Source organism: Flavobacterium sp. CF108 (assembly GCF_900129795.1).
Lineage (GTDB): Bacteria > Bacteroidota > Bacteroidia > Flavobacteriales > Flavobacteriaceae > Flavobacterium.
On record NZ_FQWW01000007.1, the window covers coordinates 210,104 to 232,497 of the forward strand.

Consider the following 22,394-nt stretch of genomic DNA (forward strand, 5'->3'; position numbering starts at 1 on the left):
AAAAACAAATTTACCAAAAACGAGAAAGACCTAAGGAAAGAAATTTTGCTGCTCTCTCCAAAGGCCTAGTTTAATAGCGGCAAATATAGCAATAATTAAATTATTATGAAAAAATTTTTTATGTTCGCAATTGTAGCTCTACTTGTGAGTTCTTGCCAAAATGATGATTCTTCTGCTGATTCTTCTTTTTCTATGAAAGCTGCTGGGGCTGACTACAGCGGATATCCTACAACAGTGCAAACTGTAAGTGGAGATATTACAACTAACACAACTTGGACAAGTGACAAAGTTTGGGAAATTAACGGAGTAGTTCGTGTAAAATCTGGAGCTACATTAACAATCCAGGCAGGTACTTACATTAAAGCAAAACCTCTTGCTGCTGGTGTTGCTACAGGAGTTCTTGTAATTACTAAAACTGGTAAAATTAATGCACAAGGAACTTTAAATGCTCCAATTATCTTTACAAGTTACAACTTGTTAGATGGTAACGCTTCTACAAAAGGAGCTCCTGGAGATTTTGGTGGTCTTGTAATTTTAGGTGATGATCAGGTTAATAACGGATCAACTACTAATATTATCGAAGGATTAGGTGATCAGCCAAATGTTTCTGATTTCTTCTATGGTGGATCTAATGCTTCTCACAATGCAGGAACAATTTCTTATGTTCGTGTTGAATTTGCTGGTAGAATCTTAGATGCTGCAACTGGTGTTGAAATCAATGGTGTAACTTTTGGTGGAGTTGGTGCTCTTACTACAGTTAATCACGTTCAGGTTTCTTACGGTAGAGACGATTCATTTGAATTTTTTGGAGGTAGAGTTAATGCTACTCATTTAGTTTCTTTTGCTCCAGATGATGATAACTTTGATTTTGATTTAGGTTACACTGGAACAATCACAAAAGCAATCGCTCTTGCTGATATTAATTCTACTCACAGTACAAGTGGTACTGCACCAAACTTAGTACCAGATTCTAATGGTATCGAGTTAGATAACAATGCTGGTGGTACTTCTACAACAATTATTACACGTCCTGTTATCTCTCAATTATCTATTATTGGTGTAAGTTCTGCAACAGCTGCTAACTCATACGAAAATGGAATCCACGTACGTAGATTAGGGCAAATCAGCCTTACTGATGCTACTGTAACAGGATACAACAGAGGAATCAACTGGGAATCTCCTTCAGTATCAACTGGTTCTTCTTGGTCTGCAATATCTATCCACGGATATGTTAATCCAGTATTGCCAACAACAGTTGCTTTAGGTTTTGGAAATGCTACATCTACTGTAGTTCCAGGACACAAATGGTCTTTAACTCAGCCATTCTTTAATGACAGTGCATTTGACCTTTCTGGTGCTACAGGTGCATTCAAAACTGAAGCACTTTGGACAGCTACTTGGACTAAGTTTTCAAATTTCTAATTAGTTAGGTTAAGCAATATTTAATTCAGCATGGGCAGCATTTCTGTCCATGCTTTTTACAAATAAAATATGAAAAAAATTATACTATTATTTTTATTACTAATGATTACAACTGTATCATCTGCCCAGTTTACAATTTGGGAAGATGATTTTGAGGATGGTGACGTTTCAGATTGGACTTTATTAGACAAAGATGGCAACAGCAGTAACTGGAGTGCCCGAAAAAACATTCAATTTGATGAAAATACAGGAGGAATTAAAGATGGTAATTTTAATGTATTAGGTTCTTATAATATTGATTTAAATACGGGTGCGGCGCTTGATATAATAGAACAAAACTGGGCCATGCTGCCAGCAATAGATTTGTCGTACTACAGCGGAAAAATTGAATTAGATTTTACTGCACAAATGGCAATTTTCGGCGGAAGCAAAAATATTTTAGTATACGGAGGAACATCTCCAGATCCGGCTTCAGCCACACTTTTGGGAACCGTTTATATGGAAAGAATATCACAATTAGATCCGGAATTTAAAGATTATGTGGTAGATATTTCGCAGTTTGTCGGCAATCAAAACGTTTACATTTCCCTTTTAAATGAAAACAGCAATTTTGTTGGATATGAAGTTGATAAAGTATGGATCACTGCCGAAGCACTTTTAGGTGTTGACGATTTCGATAAAAATAATACAATTCGCCTTAAACAAAATCCTGTTGCCGAAAATTTAGAATTAGAAATAAGCGAACAATTTCTAAACGAAGATTTTGCAGCAAAAATTTATAATTCCTCAGGATTGTTAGTTAAAAGTAATGCAGATTTAAAAGAAAATATTTCAGTAGTAAATCTTCCGCAGGGAATTTATTTTCTGGTAATATCAAATAATACAACTTCCAAAAAAATAAAATTTATCAAAAAGTAAACAGATAATTATTTTCAGAAATAATTATAAAGACAAAATATAAAATATGAAAACTAAAATTGTTCCAATACTTTTATTTTCAATTGTACTTCTTCTTTGCCAGGCCTGCATCAATGAAGATATGGTTCCTTATTATGAAGAACAGCAGCCCGGAAAAGTAGTAATACAAGGTTACAATGCACAAAAAGATTCTATACAAATAGCGGTAGATGGAAAAATCCTTGTAGAAGGAAAAACAAATGCCTACATAAAAAAAGTTGCTAAAAATTACGAATTTGTATTTTATTCAAATAAAACAAAATTGGTTGAAATTACGAATAAAGTAAGCAAGCAGCTTCTACAATCTTATCAACTAACTACTGCAAAACCTATTGATACTATTTCTTTTTATACCAAAGAAGATTTATGGATAAACAATGTTTTGGCAACGAAACCCGGAAAAATAACACAGACAGGAAATGCAGGTTTCAAATTTATTTTTCCAACCCTTAATAAATATTCTGCCAGCGGTTATACCGGAAAACTAGACGGAATAATGCGCAAAGTAAACGGAGAAGTAGTAGGAGTAGTCAAAAACATTGGCAAAGATAACTTCAGCGATTTTATAGAATTTCCATCAAGTCTGCCTCCAATTATCAGAATGGAATTGGTTAAACATAATACAACCGAATCTTATATAAGCGGCAGACAAGTTATTACAGTTATGCTGATGCTGCCAAACAAATCAGGATTAATCGTTTTGGATGAAAGAAAAGATGGAAATGGCAAATTTCAAAGTGTTGATGCAAGTTTAAATCTGGTAGATTTTTTTGATTTTACGGCTCATTAAAATAATTAATTCTAAGATTATCCAATGAAAAACTGTTTGCCTATTAAGCTGTTTTCTTTTTTCTTTTTTACCCTGTTTCTTATTTCGTGTGAAAACACAGATGAGCCAGTAACGTATGAAGAAAATACAAATGAATATGTAAACGACTGGATGTACAATCAAATGAAAAGATATTATCTATGGAATAATGTAATAAAAAGCCAAGGTAATTTAGCCTCAGATCCAAAAGAATATTTTAAAACCTTACTGCAGTCCGAAGATATTTATTCCTACGCAATACATCCTGAAAAACCCGAAACTTCACCTAAAAGCCTTAGAAGTAAATTCGGGTTTGACGTAAGTTTTATAGCGTTTGAAGGAAAATATTATGGTGTAATATTATATGTTTTAGAAGATTCTCCTGCAAAAAATAATGGTTTGCAAAGAGGACAGCTTATTACCCATATTGAGGGAACAGAATTGAAGTTTGAAAACTATGATAATCTGTATAATAATATGCTTGCCGAAACGGAGCTGGATTTAAAATTAGTTTCTTATTCTGCCCAAACAGGCTTTTCTAATCCAAAAACAGTTTCTATTTTGCAGGGGTTTACCTTTTTACAGCCCATTCCATATCAGGTAATCGAAGATAAGAATACTAAAATTGGTTATGTAAGCATTCCACATTTTGATGTTGGACAAGCACAATTGTATCTGCAGATGTTTCAGGAATTAAAAAGCAAATCCATAACAGAATTGGTTTTAGACTTAAGATATAATGGAGGAGGAGATATCTCATCTGCGACAGCATTGAGTATAATTTTGGCACCAAATATAAAAGCAGACGATCTTTTTATAAAATTTGAAGGAAATCAAAACGGAGGAAATGTTGACCAATCTTTTACTACGGCTTTAAAAAGTAATGAATCTTCGGTAAGTTTTGATGCCTTACGCAATGCACATCCTTTTATTAATAGAGTTTATATTTTATGCGGAAAACGTACGGCATCAGCATCAGAACTTATTATTAATAATTTAAAACCCTATATGGAAGTTATTACAATTGGCGAAAAAACATTTGGTAAAGATGTAGCAGGATTTCCAATTTCAGACGACCGGAATCCGGATAAAAGAGGCTGGATATTGTACCCTTCCATATATAAATTATTTAATGCCAGACACGAAGGAAATTATTCAAAAGGAATAAACCCTGAAATAGTTTTAAATGAATTACAGCAGCCAGAAGTATTTGCTTTAGGAAACCGCTCTGAAACTTTATTACAAGGAGCCTTAAATAGAATATCAGGAAACACAAACAAAATAAAAACAGAAACTGTACAATCATTGCCGCTTAGCAAAATAAGTACAGATATTGACCCGCTTTTGCAAATTACACCATGAAAATTATAAATACATTGATCGTTCGTTATGCAGGGAATTGATAACATTGAACATCGAAAATTGCTGCAAATTTTTGAGAAATATAAAGATGAAACTATTGCGGTACAAACAACATCAGAAGATGATCTTAAGATTTACCAAAACATGGAAGAACTCGATGTTTTGTACAATTGTTTTAAAATCTTATTGGCAGAATTACAAAAATGTACCAGAGATTATGAACTAAAGAAAAAATCAACCCGCAGTATTATTCATAAAAACTTAAGGAAGATAAAAACAGGACCTGAAAAGAAGCTTTAATAGAAAAATCTATATTTCAGGATTTATTACAGGAGACAGTTCTTCTTTTTTGATCTGGCGAAAAGGCGTTCTGATTTTATTCCTTTTAAGCCTTATTTTCTTTATTTGATAAAGACAATCAGTCAGCAATGCCTTTATTTCTAAATAAGAATTATTATGAAAAGAACTAATGTTATGTTTCAGTTTTTCGATATGGTTTCCTGCGTTTATTAAATCAGTCTCAAATGTTTTTAATAAACCAATTTCAATATTTTTATTCTTTTTATAATAATGAATACAGTTATGAAGATCCTCAATTTGTCCCGTAAAATCAAAAACGGCTTTTTTAGAAACGGCCCGATGGTAGTAATAAGAAAACTCTAGCGGGTTAAATTCAATTACCTTATCAAAATCTTCAATGGCTTTATAATGATGTTCCAGTTTTTGAAAACAGCTCGCCCTTAATTCATAAGCTGTCGAATCAAATTCATAATTCACCACATTATCTAAATGAATAATAGCCTCCTGAAAATGGCTGGTGGAATAAAGCTGTTTTCCTTTCTCTAAATCCACAAAACTATTTTTAAGGTTTGATTTAAAAAATTTGTCCTTAAATGTTGTTTTTAAAGTCACGAACCATTTCATAATTTTAAATTTAGGAAGTTATACTATTCAGCTGGCTAAATTTTGACTGGACGTTAAAGTTAATAAAAAATTAATACACAGGACATTATAAGTTTAATTTAAATAAAAAATAATGGTGTGTTTTTTACATTTTAAAAAACATTCTTTTTAAATTAGAGGTTTCAAAGCAAATAAGGATAATGAATTTAGCTAAAGAAATATTTCTAAAATCAGTAAAGGAAATTTGTCCTAACGTTACTGATGCTGAACTTTCTCAATTTGCTTCAAAAATTACAATTGAAGAATTCAATAAAAAAGACTTCTTTCTTCAATACGGAAAAGTACAAAAAGCTATAGGATTTATAGCAAACGGATTAGTGCGTTCCTCTTTTATAGATAATGAAGGCAATGAAATTACTGTAGGTTTTTACGCCGAAGGTGAATATGCCACACACTATCCCGCCTTTATAACACAGCAGCCCAGTAAATATTCCATTCAGTGTTTAGAACCTGTAATTATGGTTTGTCTATCGTATGAAAACATGCAGTGGATTTATGAGCATTTACCAAGCTTTGAACGATACGGACGATTAGTTGCCGAAGAAATTTTAAAACGTCAGCAGGCCCGTATCGAAAGCTTTATATTTCAAACCGCCGAGGAACGTTATCTCGATTTTATAAAGTGTTATTCAGAGCTGTTTAACAGGATTTCCATTTCACATCTTTGCAGTTATCTGGGTATTGAAAGACAAACACTTACCAGAATTCGTCAAAAATTAGCGCACCAATAGTTTTTGACACATTTGTGTCAGGAAGTACTTTCCATTATTTAAAATCTTTGCAGTGTCAAATTAAAATGATGCGCAATGAAAACGAATATCTTATTAATACTTGGTCATCCTTCTCAAAACTCATTTTGTAATGCCTTGCTTAATGCATACAAAAAAGGAGTAGAGCGTACAGGAGCAATTTGTAAAACCATTTATATCTCTCAATTAGATTTTGATGTAAATCTGGCTGACGGATATAAAACCGGAAAAACAGTACCGCTTGAAAAAGATCTAATTCAGGCTCAGGAACTCATTTCTTGGGCAGATCACATTGTATTGTCTTATCCTAACTGGTGGGGTTTTATGCCTGCCGTTACCAAAGGATTTATAGACAGAATCTTTATGCCTGATTTTGCATTCAAACATCACTCAGGAAAAATCTTCCCCGAAAAACTTTTAAAAGGAAAAAGCCTTAGGCTGTTAATTACGATGGACACTCCTAAATGGTGGTTCTATCTCATCTATCGTGCTTCTCAATATCAAATCCTCAAAGACATCGTATTCGGTTACGTAGGATTCGATCCTATCAAATTCTCCACTTTTGGTTTCATGAGAAAATCAACAGAAAAACAGCGTATTAAATGGCTGAAAAAAACAGAAAAATTAGGAACACAACTTATATAAAAACAATCAATTAATAAATTTTAATATCATGAGACATCTAGCAAACGAGCATACAATTGCTCACATTGACCCTAAAAAAGGTTTCAGAATTCACTTATTAGTATTTGTATTATCAATTCCTGCCATTTGGACCATTTGGTTTTTAACAGACAGAACGTATCTATGGCCGCTTTGGCAGACTGGTGCATGGGCAGTAGGTTTATTATTTCATTATCTGGGCGTTTTCATCTTTAAAAACGGAAATAAATAATCTCAAAATTTTAGAAGTTATGATAACAAAAGCAAAACTCACAGTTTCTAAAAAAGTCTTAGGGATTTTCACCGTTCTATTTTCATTACAAAGCGCATTGGCGTCGGCACAAAATGAAACAGCTAAAATTACGCGCTACGAAGTAAAAGAGCAATATCAGGAGGATTTTCAAAAAGCTATAAGCGAGTACGTTCAAAAATCTATTTTAAAGGAAAGCAACATTATGTCTGAAGCTTATTTTGAACAGAATAACAAAACGGTTATATGGTTATTTGAACGCTGGACGAGCAAAGCAGCATTGGATAAAAACAATTCAAAATCTTTAAAAGAGCTTGTAAAAACTGCATTAGTAAAACCTGAGAAAATAATCTATGTAAAAGATTTAGAACCTCTCACTAAAGAGCAATGGAGAAGAACAAGTAAAAAAGAAGACAATCAGTTAACCATTATGCTTTTTGTAGATGCAAAGGCCGGAACAGAGAAAAACTTCATGGAAGTTTACCATACCGCAATGCCGCAGTTTAGAAGTGAACCCGGCGTAGTAACGTATCAGTTATCGCAGCTGGAGAACGATAAAACCCAATTTGTAACCTTCGAAAAATTCAGAAGTAACGATGCATTTCAATATCATCTCAATTTTCCGCCAATTCAACCCGTAATAGATTACCTAAATACGAGTATAAAAAAACAGCCGTTTCAGGACGGAATTCATAACCTAATTGAATTTGCACCGCTTATTCGAGAGTAACATTAAACAGAAAAATTTTAAACACAAATTATTAATATTTAAAACCTAAAAAAATGAAAACAATTAGTAAAATCATTGCAGCAGGTATAACAAGCGTACTTGCTGTAGTAAATGCAGAAGCACAAGTAACCGTAAAAACAAACGAAATGAAAACAAACTACAGTCATGAATTAGAAGTTGTAAATCAATTATCTACTCAGTCAGCCGTTGTAAATATGCCGGTGACAAAATTATTAAACGCACCAGGGAACGAAGCTTTAAAAGCTTTCTTCTTTACTCCGGTAAAAGACAAAACAGCATTAAAAGGCAAAAAAATTGCCGTAATCGTAGCCGATGGTTTCGAAGAAATTGAATTAACAGGGCCAGTATGGTATTTTAAAGAATTAGGAGCAGAAGTTGAAATAGTGTCACCAAAATTTAATCCGGCTCCAGAAAGATACGGTTTAGTATTTCCTGAAATGGCAAATACGCATGTTATGGCGATTCAATACTTACAGCCTGTTGGGTGGATAAAATTTGACCGTACCGCAGACCAAATAAAGGTAAGTGATTACGATGCAGTATTTATTCCGGGTGGAGCCTGGAATCCGGATAACCTTCGTTATGACAAAGATGTAATCAAATTTATTCAGGACTTCAATAAATCAGGAAAATTAATTGCGGCTATTTGTCACGCTCCGGTTGTATTGGCTTCTGCCGATATTTTAAAAGGAAGAAAGCTGACAGGATACTGGAACATTCAGGTAGATTTAAAAAATGCCGGCGGAACTATTCTTGAACAACCTGTCGTAACAGATGGAAACATTATTACCAGCCGTCACCCAATTGATGTGGCAGATTTTTCAAGAGCTGTTGAAAGCTGGTTAATTAAAAAATAAGAAAACAGATTATTATGAAAATAGATATTTTTAAACCAGTTCAGATTGGTTCATTACAATTAAAAAACCGTATTTCGATGGCACCAATGACAAGGGCAAGAAATGAAGATGGTATTCCAAACGAAAATAATGCGGTTTATTATGAACAGCGTTCTGGCGCCGGTTTAATTATTACAGAAGGAACAGCCATTTCTGAAACAGCAAAAGGCGTATTATACATTCCCGGATTATATACAGAGCAGCAAATTGAAGGCTGGAAGAAAGTTACAAAAGCAGTACATGAAAAAGAAAGTAAAATATTTTCTCAATTATGGCATGTAGGCAGAGTATCACATACTTCAAATCAACCTAATGGAATCGCTCCGGTTGGTCCATCAGATATTCAGGCACAAAATACATCGGCTTGGGGTTATAATGAAAATGGAATAGAAGGTTTTGTTGCGGCATCAAAGCCTAAAGCACTTTCTGTAAATGAAATTAAAAATGTTGTTACCGATTTTGCAAATGCAGCTAAAAATGCCATTAAAGCAGGATTTGACGGTGTAGAAATACATGGAGCCAATGGTTATTTAATTGAACAGTTTTTAAACCCTTTTGTAAACAATCGTAAAGATGAATACGGAGGAAGTATCGAAAATCGTTCAAGATTCTTACTAGAAATTATTGATGCTTCGGTTGATGCTGTAACCAATGAAAAAGTTGGTATTCGATTAACGCCATACGGAGGTTTAGGAGATTTGCCGCATTATGATGAAATAGAAGCAACATATCAATATCTGGCCGAAGAATTAAAGAAAAGAAACATTGCTTATATCCATATCATGGATCAGCAGTCAAAAGGAAGTCACGCTTTACCGGATGGCTTTATAGAGCGTTTCCGTTCTTGGTACGATGGCGTTATTATTCTTGCCGGAAGTATGGACAGAGAAAAATCAGAACAGCTTATTAATGCCGGAATTATTGACATTGCCGGATTTGGAGAACCTTTTATATCGAATCCTGATTTAGTAGAACGTTTACAAAACAATTGGGAATTAACGCAGCCAATTCGTGATTTGCATTACGGATTAGGTAATCACGGTTATACAGACTGGGAAGTTTATAAACAGCCCGCAGAAATTTAATATTATAAGAATAAAGTTTTCCCTGAATGAATTTCATTCAGGGATTTTTTTTGAACAGAAAAACTTCTGCGGTAGTTTATATTAAGATTTTATCTATTTTTATAAAGAACGAAAGCATCTTTAATATGGATTTGCCTAAGCTGCCTTTTTATAAAAAATACAGTCTTGCTTTTAAAGCCGCTATTGCCGGCGGAATCTTAGGTTTATTATATGCCTCAATTACTGATGCAGAATCCAACTTTGATTATTTAAAGCTTTTGCCCGGCATAATTATAGGCGTTTTTATTGGTTTTATTATTATAACATTTGAAAAACGGCTTATCAATTTAAACCGATATTCCTTTTTAGGAGCGATGCTTTTAAAAGCTCTTATTTACAGCATAAGCATATTGTTGTTTTTACTTTTCTTTGTTCTGATATTTTCAGAGATGCTGGGGCATCTTTCTTATCAGGAAGTTTTTATTAAATATGCTAAAGAACGTTTGTTTGAGGATTATATGTTTTCTCTGGGAGCGTCTATATTTTTAATTCTCTTTTTAGAAATCAGCAGTTTATTAAGTTCTCGTTTTTTCTATAATTATTTTACAGGACAATACCATCGGCCAATTCAGGAAGAGCGAATTTTTATGTTTGTCGATGTAAAATCATCTACCACACTCGCCGAACAGTTAGGAGATATTCTATACAGCAATTTACTGCAGGATTTATTCAACGATTTTACCCATGCAATTCAAGCATCGCGTGCAGAAGTTTACCAATACGTGGGAGATGAAATTATTCTAACATGGAAATCTGCAGCCGGATTAAAAGAAAAACGCTGTCTATATTGTTTCTATCTTCTTAAACAATGTATAGATAATAAAAGAGAATATTATTTAGGAAAATACAATCTGGTTCCAAAGTTTAAAGCCGGAATGCATATAGGAACCGCCGTAACAACCTGGGTAGGAAAAGTAAAAAAAGAAATTGTTTACCATGGGGATCTCTTAAATACAACGTCAAGAATTCAATGCGAATGCAACAATTTTAACCACGATTTTGTCATTTCTGAAACCATGAAAAATGCACTTTCCGAAGATAATTCGATAACCTATATTCAAAAGGGAGAAATACTTTTGCGTGGAAAAGCAAAACCAATGAAATTATATACCGTTGATTTTAGTTAAGCCGTTCTGTAGTTTCTAATCTCAAACAATGCTCTGTGCCTAAAAACAGCGGATTTCCATGTTTTTCTGACCAAAAGCCATCCAATACATCTTTTGTAATGCATCTATAAACCGCAACGCCTTTATACGTTTTATTGTCATCGCCTTTATAACTAAAATTAATGATCAGAATATTATCTTTAAAGAAACCATGACCTTTTTGAACCTGTGCATTATTGATGAACCATTTTGCAATAATTCTATTGTTATCGTCTAAGGATAAACTCAAAGTACCTTTGTAAGTAACGTGATTACTCTCTTCCTGATTGCTTCCGGAAATGGAATAATCACCAATTAAATCTTGTATTGTCATTTATTTTTTGATGGAGAAATTGAATAGATGCTAGGTATAAATCACCTCAATAATTTTACAAATTTATAAAATTTTAAAGTTTCGAAAAATTACCGTTTTATACCTTATTTGGTTTGCTGACATATTTATTTCCTTTAATAAAAAACCGCCACGGCAAAAGTGCATCTTCCTGTGCGTAGGCAACACCCACGCGTGGCGATGCAGCAATTTGATCTTCAGTATATCGAATGCCGTGATCTTCCAGCCAGATTTCTTCTCCGCCTAAATCTTTTTTATTAAAAGAACGATCAATGCCCAAAGCCTTTGCTGCAGAACCCGGACCAGCAGAAATTGCCCCTTTTGATGCAGACATATTCCGTCTCGTTTCCATAATATCTTTTCCAGTCAAAGGTTCAATCGCCCGAATTAAAACCGCATGAGGTTCACCTTCAACCGAACTTACAATATTAAAAAGATGATGAATTCCGTAACATAAATAAACATACGAAACACCGCCCTGGCTGTATAAAGTCTCCGTTCGATCCGTTCTTCGTCCGCCGTAAGCGTGTGAAGCCTTATCCTGAATGCCAAAATAAGCTTCTGTTTCTACAATTATTCCAGAAGTTATTTCACCGTCAATTTGCGTATAAAGCACTTTTCCCAAAAGATCTTTGGCAAGGAAAATAACATCTGGATTGAGGTAATAAGAAAACGGTATTTTGCTTGGAGATTCGACCATTGTTATTCAATTATAAGTTTGATACGAAGGTCGAAATTTCAAAGCAATTTATAAAGCAATTATTTTTTCAAATCAAAGACTTTTGTTAACGTCGAGGATTTTATTAATCAAAGCCAGTACCGTTACAACGCTGCCTCCCACTAAAGTTACCTGATCATAACTGTCTTTATTAAGATACATTAGCAGAATCAAGGCACTAACGGCAATAATTATTATCGGAAACTTAAATTTGCTATAGGTTCCATTCTTACTTTGGTCGTTAAATCTTTGGATAAATGATGCATCGCGTTTACTTTTAGATAAAATAAAAATTCTAAAACTCAAACTCATCATTTTTAATCTTCCGGTTAATTTATGACAGTCAATTATTCCATTTTCCATAAGAGTCATAAGAGTATCTTTGTTTTTGTAATTTACAAAGTGATCTAAGGCAAAATCATAAAGAACGTAGCGAGTTTCACTTGGGAGGCCTTTCCAGATAGCATCATACTCATTGTAAAATCGTTTATGGTTAGAATTAAGTATAAAATCCATTCTTAAAAAAGGGGATATTTCATTCTTATTATCCCAATCAAAAACTTCGTCGATATAAATTCTGCGTTTGGGCGGGACTTTAATGTTATTAGATTTATCGACTTTGTCTGCTTTGTTGGTACTATTAGCCTGAATTAGTTTTTTTATATCATCATTATTTACCATGGCGATAAAAACGTGATCATTTGTTAATTTATTTTTCGTGAATGGATAGTATTTTTCATAAGAAACCTGCATTAAATCATAAAAGAAAAAACGGTTACTATAGTAGTTTAGTAAGAGATAGGCCAAAATGGTAATAAATAAAACAAATATCAATAAGGAAGAAATGATTATAATTGAAGCAATATCATTTTCACCTTGAAAAATTGCCAGCGAATTTAGATAATATTTGTCGCTAAGTCTGCTGAATGTAAAATTTTTAATTTCGTAACTGGCAGGACGATCAAAAAAGCTAAGGTTTGCCTTTTGCATGATATGATCTTCAATTTGTTCTTTGCTTTGATTTTTGTTTAGATCTTTAGGCTGTTCTTTGTTTTGTTCGTTAGTTTGGTTTTTAGATTGTACTTTGTTTTGTTCTTTAGTCTGTTCCTGACAATTACAGTTATAAGCTTCGGTTACTCTATCAGGTATTATAAAATCATCTTTATCTTTTATATTTTGCTCTTTGGCATCAATTGAAGCGCAGTAGTAGTTTGCAAAATCATTTATTTCGGTAACATAAAAAGCACTAATTAAAACGAATGGAAATACAAAAAACTGATACAAAAGTCTTGCAGTAAGGAAGCTGGTATAAGGAATTCTGTTAACCCCTTCATTTTTATTTACAAACGCCTTAAGTTCATCTTTTTGTCCATTTCTCCATTTTCTGTAATGGAAAACTAATCTGATATGTACGCTGAAAAGTAGTAAAACTGCAAAAAACAAATTCCATTCTAAGTATACAAATAAGGGAGGAAGAATGGTAGGAATAACTAAAAACAAGACCAGTTTATTTAGTAGCATCTTAGGGTTTAGAGTACGAATACTTAAAGTAATCAGGTTTATAAATGCAGCATTTAAGCCAAGTGCTATACAGAAAACTAAGACTATAGAAGGAGCAAAAATGAAAGATGCTATTAATGCTAATAGAATTGAAATACCATTGACAATTAATAATAGTTTATATTCATCAGTTCGGCTGTTATCTGGAAAAAGATAATAAAAGTGATGTTTTGACAAAGCACTAATGCGGCCGCTGTAAAAAATTATGGAATAGATATAATTGATTAATATTATAAAAAAGCCATATAAAACCGCAATTAAAAATCCGTTCGTAAATGTAAATATGGATAAACGATCGAGGTGAGACAAATCACGGACTCCAAGAATATAGATAGGGGAGATACTGTTTATATCTAACTTTTTTGCATAGATTTGATACGCTTTTCCTTGATATTCCATTTCAAATGAATTAGGAATTATACCAGATAGCACGCTCGCAAATTCAGGATTACTTTGAGATTCGTAATATAAATTTTGATATAAATTCTTCCCGGGATCATTTTGCAGTATAATACCTCCATATCGGTCTACAATCATATAACCAGTTCCCGGAGGCAGTTCTAATTCATCAGAAAAATATTCTCTAAAAGCAATACCTTCAATTCCGCTTTTCGGTTTTTCAAGGGAATCTTTTTGGGCATATATTAATTGGTACTTATTACTGTCTCTTGAAAAAACGGCAGTTAGTACAGGCCCGGTTTTTATATTACCTGTATTTTTCTGCTGCAGTATTTTGAAGTACATTCTATCTGAATATTTTCTTGGGATATCGAGTTTTGTATTAGTTAAATCTTTGGTAAGTATCCCTTCATTGTCCATTCTAAAATAGTTATCCAAATATTTAATCAGTTTTAAACTATTTGTATCTTTTCTAAAATTGATTATATCCTTTTTTAAATTAGTTATATCTTTTTTTAAATTAGTTATGTTTTTTTCAAGATTATTGGTATCTTTTTTAAAATCAGTAATTTCTTTTTTTAAATTAATTATATTTTTTTTAAAATTAGTAATGTCTTCTTTTAAATTATTCGTATCCTTTTTAAAATCGTTATTTTCTAAAATAAGATATTTATCTTCGTCATCTGAATTATTTTCAGGAAGAGGACCTTCATTTAAATAATTGGTTTTTGAATCGGTTTCTAAATATATTCTGGCAAATTTTATTTCTGAACTTTTCCATGCTGTTCCCAATATCGAATCATCATTTTTCCAATTCTCATAAGTCTTAATTTGATTGCTAAAAGACTTGTCTATTTTGTTTACCAACTGTTCTAAATCATTTATAGTTTTGGTTTTTATGGCATTGTTCCAATAAGATAATGTAGCAAATATGACAAGAATTGCAGTCAATAATCCAATAGAAAATACAACACCAACTAAATCAAATTGACTTAATCTTTCTTTGTAGCTGCTTATAACGGGTTTTATAAAATTTATGCCTAATATTAAAAGAATTACTAATATGAGGCTAAAAATCAAAAGGTTAGAATCAATTTGCTGCACATTACTGTCAAAGACAGATTTTTGAATTCCCACAGCTAAAAAAAGTGTCTTATTAGTTTGAGGAATATTTATTTGATTGGTGTAATATCTAACGGAAGATTTTTTAAAACTAAAAGGGCCATTGTTTCTATTGTATCGAATCAAACTATCCTGATCAACAAGGCTGACATTTTTTGATAAAAATGATTTATGAGATTGACACTGTCCTCCTTCAACAGGACAAATATAAAATGATGTAAAATAAGTGGTAGAATCAATTTTATTTAAAAATTTGACTAGATCAATAGTGATTTCATTAGTGATTGTGTCCTTAAAAACATCCTTTTTATCTGGATTATTAACGGAATCTGTAGATCTTTCTAATAATTTTATTGTCCTTGATAATTTTATTGTCCCGTTTTCAAATTCCTGATATTTTTTTTTATTTATAGTAATACTATCGATATAAATATTTGTAAAATCCCTATAGTATATTAGGCGAGAGTTGTCTGTTGTATCGCTTATAAATTTGACCTGATCATCTATGTAAGCATTCAATTGTTTTTCGATACCTTGTAAAATAACTATATTTTTGGCATCTTCTTTTTGCTGATTATTAGGGAGAATATAAGAAAGATATCCAAACGTTAATGCAGCAATAATCACCGCCGTTACTATGGAGTAAATGTGTTTGTTGAATAAATCGCCTATGCTGGAAGAAAGTCCCATTTTGTTTACTTGATTAATAAAATATCATACCCTTCTTGGATCTCCTTTTAAATACGTTTTGCTGAATTTAAAATATTCGGTTGAGGTTCTTTCGCCTGCTTTTCCGTCGACTCTTAGTACGCTTCCGGCTTTATTGAGCAGTGTTTGCAAATCTTTAGCTTCATTGGTAACAGCTCCGGAATAGTATAATGTTTTATTGCCCTGCGCCAGTATTTGTTCTACAATATGACCATTAGGAAGTGTTATCAGCTTTTGCTCGCTCAAACGTCTTAGTAATACCGCAGCCCCGCATTGTTTTGAAACTGCATTAGGATCATATTTTCCGTCTTTTACATATTTCCCTTTTGAATAATGATTGGAATAACTCCATAAATAGGGAGAATTAATACCTTGTTTATAATAACCTAAACCATTAAATAATTCCAGTTTATAAAGAATTCCGGCAATTTCCCAATTCGTCCATAAGTTTAGTTTGTCAAAAATTAAAGCATCATTAGCACTGTATTCCCATGTAAAGGGCGGATTACCTGTTTTTGGACGTCCCGCAGGAACCTGAACCGTACGTTTAGAAAGCGGATCACCATTATGTAAATGAGTATCAAACCTTAAACTAGCTTCCATGCAATGTATTATCGCAACGACATACCAGGGAATATTTAACGGATTTCCCACAGATTGATACCTTGCCTTATTCGAAACCAATTTTGCAACTAGTTTATCAATTTCAGGATATTTAGCTTCTTTTATAATGCAGGAAGCAAATAATTTTTCATAATTAGCTTTCTTGTCTGGTGGTACTATTGAACTCATAATCGTTGGGTTTTAATTTATTAATTCATTTGATATCATTTTTTAAATTTCAAAAGCTTTATAAATAAAAGGGCAATGAGGTAATCAATACGTTATGATGCCTGATTTATGCAAAAGCATACGAAATAAATTAAGCAGTCATTGAAAAAGAAGGCATGTAGAATATTCTCTTTGTAGGTGCGTATGAGAATTAATAATTTACTGATTGTAAATATATTATGTAAATGTGATTCAAATTTATCACAATATAAGAAATGAAAAAAGGGTGTTTATACCCTTTTTTAAATTTAAACCCCAGAGATAATTCCATCCTTTATATAGCTTGTTTTGTGACGAATAATTCCCGCTTTATGCCATTTTTTTATAATTGATTTTCTATCTCCGGTAATTTAGATTCACGGTAGTGTTTTTAAAGTTATTTTAAAGCATTGCCATGTTTTTGAATGCCCAGATTTACTAATCAAAAAAATAAAAACGATGCTAAAACGAAAAAACGGCGCTGATGAGATAAACCTGCCTCATATAGCTCAAAATCTAGATGTAAGTAAAAAAGAATTATTATTTGGAGATGCCAAAGACAAGGAAAGTAAAGGAATATTAGGAGATTTGATGGATGGATATGCAAAAGTTCAAATTGAAGATCCAATAAGAGCTTTTCATGAAAGTAATTTACAGCAAATTGTAAACAACGTAGATTATGGTATTTTAGAGGTATTACAAGGAACTTGGGTAAGTTATAATCATAACGGACAAAATGATAGAAAATTAATAGGAAGCGGAATCCACACCACAATTATGCCATCGCCAGGTACAAATGCAGGAACGATTCCCGGAAAATACAGTTTCGATTGCGAAGAGTATATAGAAAAACTAACCTTTGATTTAGTGCCTGGAGGCGTTCGTAATCGCGGTGGTGCAAACGAACAATTTTGCGGAGCTGTTAAATACGAACAAAGTATTAAAAGTGTCAACACTGTAGAGGGGCAAGATTCTTTAAAATATACTCCAATTCACGAAGAAAACGGGATGTATTTATGGCTGAGCGATATATTTAATTATGCCGCTACCGAAAAAACAATTAAAGAAGATCGCGGTGTACACCCAGTATCACCAACAAACCCAAATAAAGATTTGTATAAAAGCGGCTATCAGGACGAAACTCTTTTTTTGATTGTAAATGATCATGGACAAAAAGAATATGTAACGCTGGAAAATTTAAACGGAAGACCTTATTCTGAAATTATTGCCTCTAAAGAATTGAAGCCCGGAGCCGGACAAACAGGACCTTACTTTATTCCCGATTATTCTATTTCACGAAGCGGAGTAATTCCGCATGGAAGTACTATAACATTATTAGGAGACTTGGTTCAGGGAGATCCAAGTTATTTAATTGATGGTGCACCTCAATTTCCATATGGAGATGCAGCCTGGAAATACGATCATCTTTCCATTTCAAGAACTATGGGAGGAGCAGGAGCAAGCGAAAAAAAACCGATAAATCTTGACCAGGCACCGCCTGCCTGGGTATTCGAAAAATTAAATGATATAAATGACCCCGGAGAGAATAAAATTTATACACAGCGAATTCTTGCTGATGATTTGTATCCCTATTCTGTAAGACCAGATTTGCGCCTTCGTGATTCCATCAAAGGAGAAAAAATAAAAAACCATGTTCTTATTCAGTTATCATCAAAAAATAAAACAGGAGCACAAGGCGGAATATTAAATGTTCCGTTTGTAAACCGTTTTGTTAGCACTGTTGAAATGAACATGACAATGTGGATTGAAACAGTTATAGAAGAAGGAAAAGAAATCCTTCAATTGCAATACGAGCAGATTATATTTTTTGAATTTGATTTTGGAGACGACGGCGGAACTACAAGCTGGCCGCACATTCAGGTAAATACACTTCGTAAATTAGAAGATGTTTCACCAGATCAAAAACGTTTAATTGAAGAGCAATTCCCAAGCTCAAATACCATTAAACCTTCTGCAGCAGCCGGATCTTCTGCACCTTCAGGATGTCCTTATCATAAAGAATAATTTTTTTGAACACGCTTTTTGTTCCAATTAAAACCTCCAATTTCAGTTGATTTTGGAGGTTTTACATTTAAATCTTAATTGCATGATTTAGGATAGAAATAAATACTTAAATATTTAAAAATATTCGCATAATATTTCGCAAACATCTTTTTTATAGATTAATTAATTAGCTTATTTGTGTTAAAAAAAAAGGATTCTTCTTTTTTATATTTAAAAAATTGACAAATAAACAGTAAAATCTATTTACACTATTATTATTTGGAATAAATACAAATAATTTGGTTTATTTTAACACAACGCATAAATTTGCGCTATTAAAAATAATTCTAAATAACATGAAAGTAAAAATACTACTTCCGCTATTGAGCTGCCTTATGCTGCTTACAGCTGCTACTTCGTTTGCACAGACAGGTACCATCAAAGGTAAAATTTCATTATCTAATGATGAAATCGCTGATAATATCTCAGTAACTTTAAGAGGAACAAAGATTGGAACTGTTACTGATACTGAGGGAAACTACGAAATCAAAAATATTAAGCCTGGTAATTATACATTAAAGGCTTCTGTAGTAGGATTTTCACCAAAAGAAGAAGCTATCACTATTACAGCAGGAAAAGAACTTGTAGTAAACTTTACCTTAATCACAACATCTGAAGCGTTGACTGAAGTATTTGTTAAAGGAAATGCAAACAAGTATACAAAAGCAGAAAGCCAGTATGTATCTAGAATATCAGTTAAAAACCTTGAAAACTCACAAGTTTACAATGTTGTAACTAAAGAATTAATTAAAGACCAGTTAGTAACAAACCAAGATGAAGCTTTAAAAAACGTACCGGGTTTATACCAATTATGGGCTGCTACTAACCGTGCAGGTGACGGTGCTTCTTGGTATTCACTTCGTGGATTTACAACACAAAGTTTAGTAAGAAACGGTCTTGCAGGAAAAGTAAACAGTAATACTGATGCTGTAAACCTTGAAAGAATTGAAGTTATTAAAGGGCCATCGGCTACACTTTTTGGAAACGTAGTTTCTTCATACGGAGGATTAATCAACCGTGTAACTAAAAAACCTTTTGAAACTTTTGCCGGAGAAATTTCATATCAAAACGGAAGCTACGGTTTTAACCGTTTAACTGCTGATGTTAATACTCCAATCAACGACGACAATACAGCTTTATTCAGATTAAATGCTGCTTTTGGAAATGCCAATACTTTTCAGGATTTCGGTTACTCAAAAAGCTTTTTTGTAGCGCCATCTTTCTCTTATAAAGTAAATGATAAACTTACTATTTCTATTGATGCAGAAATAGGAAACCAGGACAACTCAGGTATGCCTCTAATTTATTTTGGTGCAGCTCCATCTCAGTTAGGAGTTAAAAATGCTAAAGATCTTGACATCAACTTTAAAAGATCATTTTTAGGAGACGAATTTGTGATGAATACTAAAACATTAAATGTTTTTGCACAGGCTTTATACCAAATGTCTGAACAATGGACTTCACAAACTGTATTTAGCAGCAGTTCTAATAAAGCAACTGGTTTGCAAACATGGTTTTACCTTTTACCAAACCAACAATTATCAAGAAATGCATGGGATGCAAATGGTAGAGACAACGCTATTGAGTTCCAGCAAAACTTTAATGGTGATTTCAACATTGGATCAATGAGAAACCGCTTTTTAGTAGGTGGTGATATCTATTATGGTTCAAACAATTTAGTATTCAAAAATATCAAAGATTATGCTCCGTATGATGTAATCAATTATACAGGAACGGCAGCTAATTATTATGATTTTAATCCAACGAATGTAAGGGATATGCTTGCCGGAAATGGTAATAATCCATATACGAGCAACAGTGCTATAACAACGTACAGTGCTTATGTTGCAGATGCCATTAACATTACAGAAAGGTTAATTCTTTCGGCAGCAGTACGTTTTGATCATTTTGAAAATCAAGGATCATTTGATCCGCTTTCAGGTACAGAGGCTGGCAAATTTTCTCAAAATGCATTCTCTCCAAAATTTGGTGCCGTTTTTCAAATTTTAAAAGATCAGTTATCAGTATTTGGTAACTACCAAAATAGTTTTAAAAACGTAGGATTTGCAAGTGCAAACGAAGGTGGTACTCTTGTATTGAAACAATTTGACCCTGAAAGAGCAAACCAGTTTGAGTTTGGTGTTAAAGCAAATGCTTTCCAAAATAAATTAAGTGCTACAATTAGTTACTATAATATCAAAGTAAAAGATATCGTAACTGCTGATCCAAATTTCCCAAATGCAAACGTACAAAACGGTACACAATTCAGTAAAGGTTTTGAATTAGAAGTTACAGCAAACCCAATCCCGGGATTAAACCTACTTGTGGGCTATGCAAAAAATGATTCTGAGTTAAATGATGTAAGGCCTGTAACTGCAGGACCAGAAAATTTAATTAACTACTGGTTTAGCTACAACCTTCAAACAACAAAACTAAAAGGATTAGGTTTAGGATTTGGTGGTAACTATGGAGATGCTACATACGTTTACAATGCTGGACCAGGTGAAACTTTTGAATTACCTTCTTACGCTGTAGTAAATGCTGCATTGTATTACGATCAGCCTAAATACAGAGTATCATTAAAAGTAAATAACCTTACAGACGAATTATACTTTAACGGTTATACAACAATAAACGTTCAGGCTCCACGCACAATGATGGGGAGCGTAGCGTATAAATTTTAAGCGATTTTAGAAGTAATTAGAATAGCAAAACGCTCGGACACTGTCCGGGCTTTTTTTTTTAGTACATTCAGCTTATCACAAAAAAAAAACATTATGATTATAAGAAAAAAACTATTTTTTTACATCTAAATAACAGCATAATAATCTTTTTTATATTACTTTTGTTTAGACTAAATCTAAATAGTAAAAATGAAAAATTTCCTTATTGCCGATTCTGAAAACCTACACATAATTGGATTGAGGCACACACTAAAAAAGCTTGTCAAAACACCCAGCTTAAAAGTGACAAATTCACGAGAAGAGCTGTTTAAATGTTTGGATAAAAATAATATAGAATGTTTGATTATTGATCCCAATAATATTTTTTTGTTTTATGATGATGATCTCAAAATTATCAAAACAAAATATCCGCAATGCAAAATCATAATCCTTTCGTATTTTAAGAACAAACAAACCATTGACAGCTTCTTAAAAGAAAATATAAACGGCTTCATATCAAAAGATTGCGAAGAGCAGACTATTTTTGATGCCTTATATAAAATTCAGCACGGAGAACGTTATATATGTCCCAAAACCTTAAATACGTTTATTGATGTTTTTGCTTTGCCAACTGCCCAAAGCGATGAAAAACTGACGCTGAGAGAGTTTGAAATCCTGAAACAAATAGCACAGGGAAATAATGGAAAAAGTATCGCTTCACAGCTTTTTATCAGTATTCATACCTTCAGGACACATCGAAAAAACATCATGAAAAAAACAGGCAGGCACACCACTCCTGAACTGATACTTTATGCTTTAGAAAAGAAAATAAAGTAATTTTCGCATTATTTAAGTAAATTTTATGCTTTATTTCCTACTATAATTGAGGTATTTTGACTACCTCAATT

At 32.8% G+C, this 22,394-nt stretch carries 20 protein-coding genes; 15 read left to right on the forward strand and 5 right to left on the reverse strand.

What is annotated here, in order from left to right:
- Nucleotides 1-105 precede the first annotated feature (105 nt).
- From BUE10_RS18900 to BUE10_RS18920, 5 genes are all read left to right on the forward strand, one after another.
- A complete protein-coding gene (locus BUE10_RS18900; RefSeq protein ID WP_073487639.1) occupies nucleotides 106-1,422 on the forward strand; it encodes a hypothetical protein in 1,317 nt (438 codons plus the stop codon).
- Nucleotides 1,423-1,491: 69 nt separating this feature from the next.
- Nucleotides 1,492-2,340 (forward strand): T9SS type A sorting domain-containing protein, encoded by an 849-nt coding sequence (locus BUE10_RS18905; RefSeq protein ID WP_073487641.1) that lies wholly within the window; start codon nucleotides 1,492-1,494, stop codon nucleotides 2,338-2,340.
- 46 nt (nucleotides 2,341-2,386) lie between these two features.
- Nucleotides 2,387-3,169 (forward strand): hypothetical protein, encoded by a 783-nt coding sequence (locus BUE10_RS18910; protein WP_073487643.1) that lies wholly within the window; start codon nucleotides 2,387-2,389, stop codon nucleotides 3,167-3,169.
- Between the two features lie 24 nt (nucleotides 3,170-3,193).
- A complete protein-coding gene (locus BUE10_RS18915; RefSeq protein WP_083598174.1) occupies nucleotides 3,194-4,549 on the forward strand; it encodes a S41 family peptidase in 1,356 nt (451 codons plus the stop codon).
- A 27-nt stretch (nucleotides 4,550-4,576) separates the two neighbouring features.
- A complete protein-coding gene (locus tag BUE10_RS18920) occupies nucleotides 4,577-4,849 on the forward strand; it encodes a hypothetical protein (RefSeq protein WP_073487645.1) in 273 nt (90 codons plus the stop codon).
- A 9-nt stretch (nucleotides 4,850-4,858) separates the two neighbouring features.
- Here BUE10_RS18920 and BUE10_RS18925 read toward each other — a convergent pair whose 3' ends face one another.
- A complete protein-coding gene (locus tag BUE10_RS18925; protein WP_073487647.1) occupies nucleotides 4,859-5,473 on the reverse strand; it encodes a tetratricopeptide repeat protein in 615 nt (204 codons plus the stop codon).
- Between the two features lie 179 nt (nucleotides 5,474-5,652).
- Between BUE10_RS18925 and BUE10_RS18930 the strand changes: the two genes are divergently transcribed.
- The 7 genes from BUE10_RS18930 to BUE10_RS18960 all read left to right on the forward strand — a co-directional run bounded on the left by BUE10_RS18930 (nucleotide 5,653) and on the right by BUE10_RS18960 (nucleotide 11,072).
- A complete protein-coding gene (locus BUE10_RS18930) occupies nucleotides 5,653-6,243 on the forward strand; it encodes a Crp/Fnr family transcriptional regulator (RefSeq protein ID WP_073487649.1) in 591 nt (196 codons plus the stop codon).
- 75 nt (nucleotides 6,244-6,318) lie between these two features.
- Nucleotides 6,319-6,906, forward strand: coding sequence for an NAD(P)H-dependent oxidoreductase (locus tag BUE10_RS18935; RefSeq protein ID WP_073487651.1), 588 nt, complete (start codon nucleotides 6,319-6,321; stop codon nucleotides 6,904-6,906).
- Between the two features lie 28 nt (nucleotides 6,907-6,934).
- Nucleotides 6,935-7,156 carry a 2TM domain-containing protein gene (locus BUE10_RS18940; protein ID WP_073487653.1) on the forward strand — a complete coding sequence of 74 codons (222 nt, stop codon included), beginning with the start codon at nucleotides 6,935-6,937 and terminating at the stop codon, nucleotides 7,154-7,156.
- A gap of 19 nt (nucleotides 7,157-7,175) precedes the next feature.
- Nucleotides 7,176-7,904 carry a putative quinol monooxygenase gene (locus BUE10_RS18945; RefSeq protein ID WP_073487654.1) on the forward strand — a complete coding sequence of 243 codons (729 nt, stop codon included), beginning with the start codon at nucleotides 7,176-7,178 and terminating at the stop codon, nucleotides 7,902-7,904.
- A gap of 53 nt (nucleotides 7,905-7,957) precedes the next feature.
- Nucleotides 7,958-8,782 carry a DJ-1/PfpI/YhbO family deglycase/protease gene (locus BUE10_RS18950; RefSeq protein ID WP_083598176.1) on the forward strand — a complete coding sequence of 275 codons (825 nt, stop codon included), beginning with the start codon at nucleotides 7,958-7,960 and terminating at the stop codon, nucleotides 8,780-8,782.
- Nucleotides 8,783-8,796: 14 nt separating this feature from the next.
- Nucleotides 8,797-9,906, forward strand: a complete 1,110-nt coding sequence (locus BUE10_RS18955; RefSeq protein WP_073487656.1) for an alkene reductase — start codon at nucleotides 8,797-8,799, stop codon at nucleotides 9,904-9,906.
- Nucleotides 9,907-10,031: 125 nt separating this feature from the next.
- Nucleotides 10,032-11,072 (forward strand): adenylate/guanylate cyclase domain-containing protein, encoded by a 1,041-nt coding sequence (locus tag BUE10_RS18960; protein WP_159439069.1) that lies wholly within the window; start codon nucleotides 10,032-10,034, stop codon nucleotides 11,070-11,072.
- Here the strand turns inward: BUE10_RS18960 and BUE10_RS18965 are convergent.
- From BUE10_RS18965 to BUE10_RS18980, 4 genes are all read right to left on the reverse strand, one after another.
- Nucleotides 11,065-11,424 (reverse strand): hypothetical protein, encoded by a 360-nt coding sequence (locus BUE10_RS18965; protein WP_073487660.1) that lies wholly within the window; start codon nucleotides 11,422-11,424, stop codon nucleotides 11,065-11,067. The two genes, BUE10_RS18960 and BUE10_RS18965, sit on opposite strands and share 8 nt — an antisense overlap.
- Before the next feature lie 97 nt (nucleotides 11,425-11,521).
- The gene (locus BUE10_RS18970; protein ID WP_073487661.1) at nucleotides 11,522-12,142 is read right to left on the reverse strand and encodes a DNA-3-methyladenine glycosylase; all 621 of its coding nucleotides are present in this window, start codon (nucleotides 12,140-12,142) and stop codon (nucleotides 11,522-11,524) included.
- Nucleotides 12,143-12,214: 72 nt separating this feature from the next.
- Nucleotides 12,215-15,931: a hypothetical protein gene (locus BUE10_RS18975; RefSeq protein WP_073487663.1), complete on the reverse strand. Its 3,717-nt coding sequence runs from the start codon at nucleotides 15,929-15,931 to the stop codon at nucleotides 12,215-12,217.
- Nucleotides 15,932-15,955: 24 nt separating this feature from the next.
- On the reverse strand, nucleotides 15,956-16,741 hold the full coding sequence (locus tag BUE10_RS18980; RefSeq protein ID WP_073487665.1) for a hypothetical protein: 786 nt from the start codon (nucleotides 16,739-16,741) through the stop codon (nucleotides 15,956-15,958).
- A 477-nt stretch (nucleotides 16,742-17,218) separates the two neighbouring features.
- Between BUE10_RS18980 and BUE10_RS18985 the strand changes: the two genes are divergently transcribed.
- The 3 genes from BUE10_RS18985 to BUE10_RS18995 all read left to right on the forward strand — a co-directional run bounded on the left by BUE10_RS18985 (nucleotide 17,219) and on the right by BUE10_RS18995 (nucleotide 22,323).
- A complete protein-coding gene (locus BUE10_RS18985) occupies nucleotides 17,219-18,784 on the forward strand; it encodes a peroxidase, FMP-type (RefSeq protein WP_073487667.1) in 1,566 nt (521 codons plus the stop codon).
- Nucleotides 18,785-19,119: 335 nt separating this feature from the next.
- Nucleotides 19,120-21,507, forward strand: a complete 2,388-nt coding sequence (locus BUE10_RS18990; protein ID WP_073487669.1) for a TonB-dependent receptor — start codon at nucleotides 19,120-19,122, stop codon at nucleotides 21,505-21,507.
- 189 nt (nucleotides 21,508-21,696) lie between these two features.
- The gene (locus tag BUE10_RS18995) at nucleotides 21,697-22,323 is read left to right on the forward strand and encodes a LuxR C-terminal-related transcriptional regulator (protein ID WP_073487671.1); all 627 of its coding nucleotides are present in this window, start codon (nucleotides 21,697-21,699) and stop codon (nucleotides 22,321-22,323) included.
- The last annotated feature ends 71 nt before the right edge of the window (nucleotides 22,324-22,394 follow it).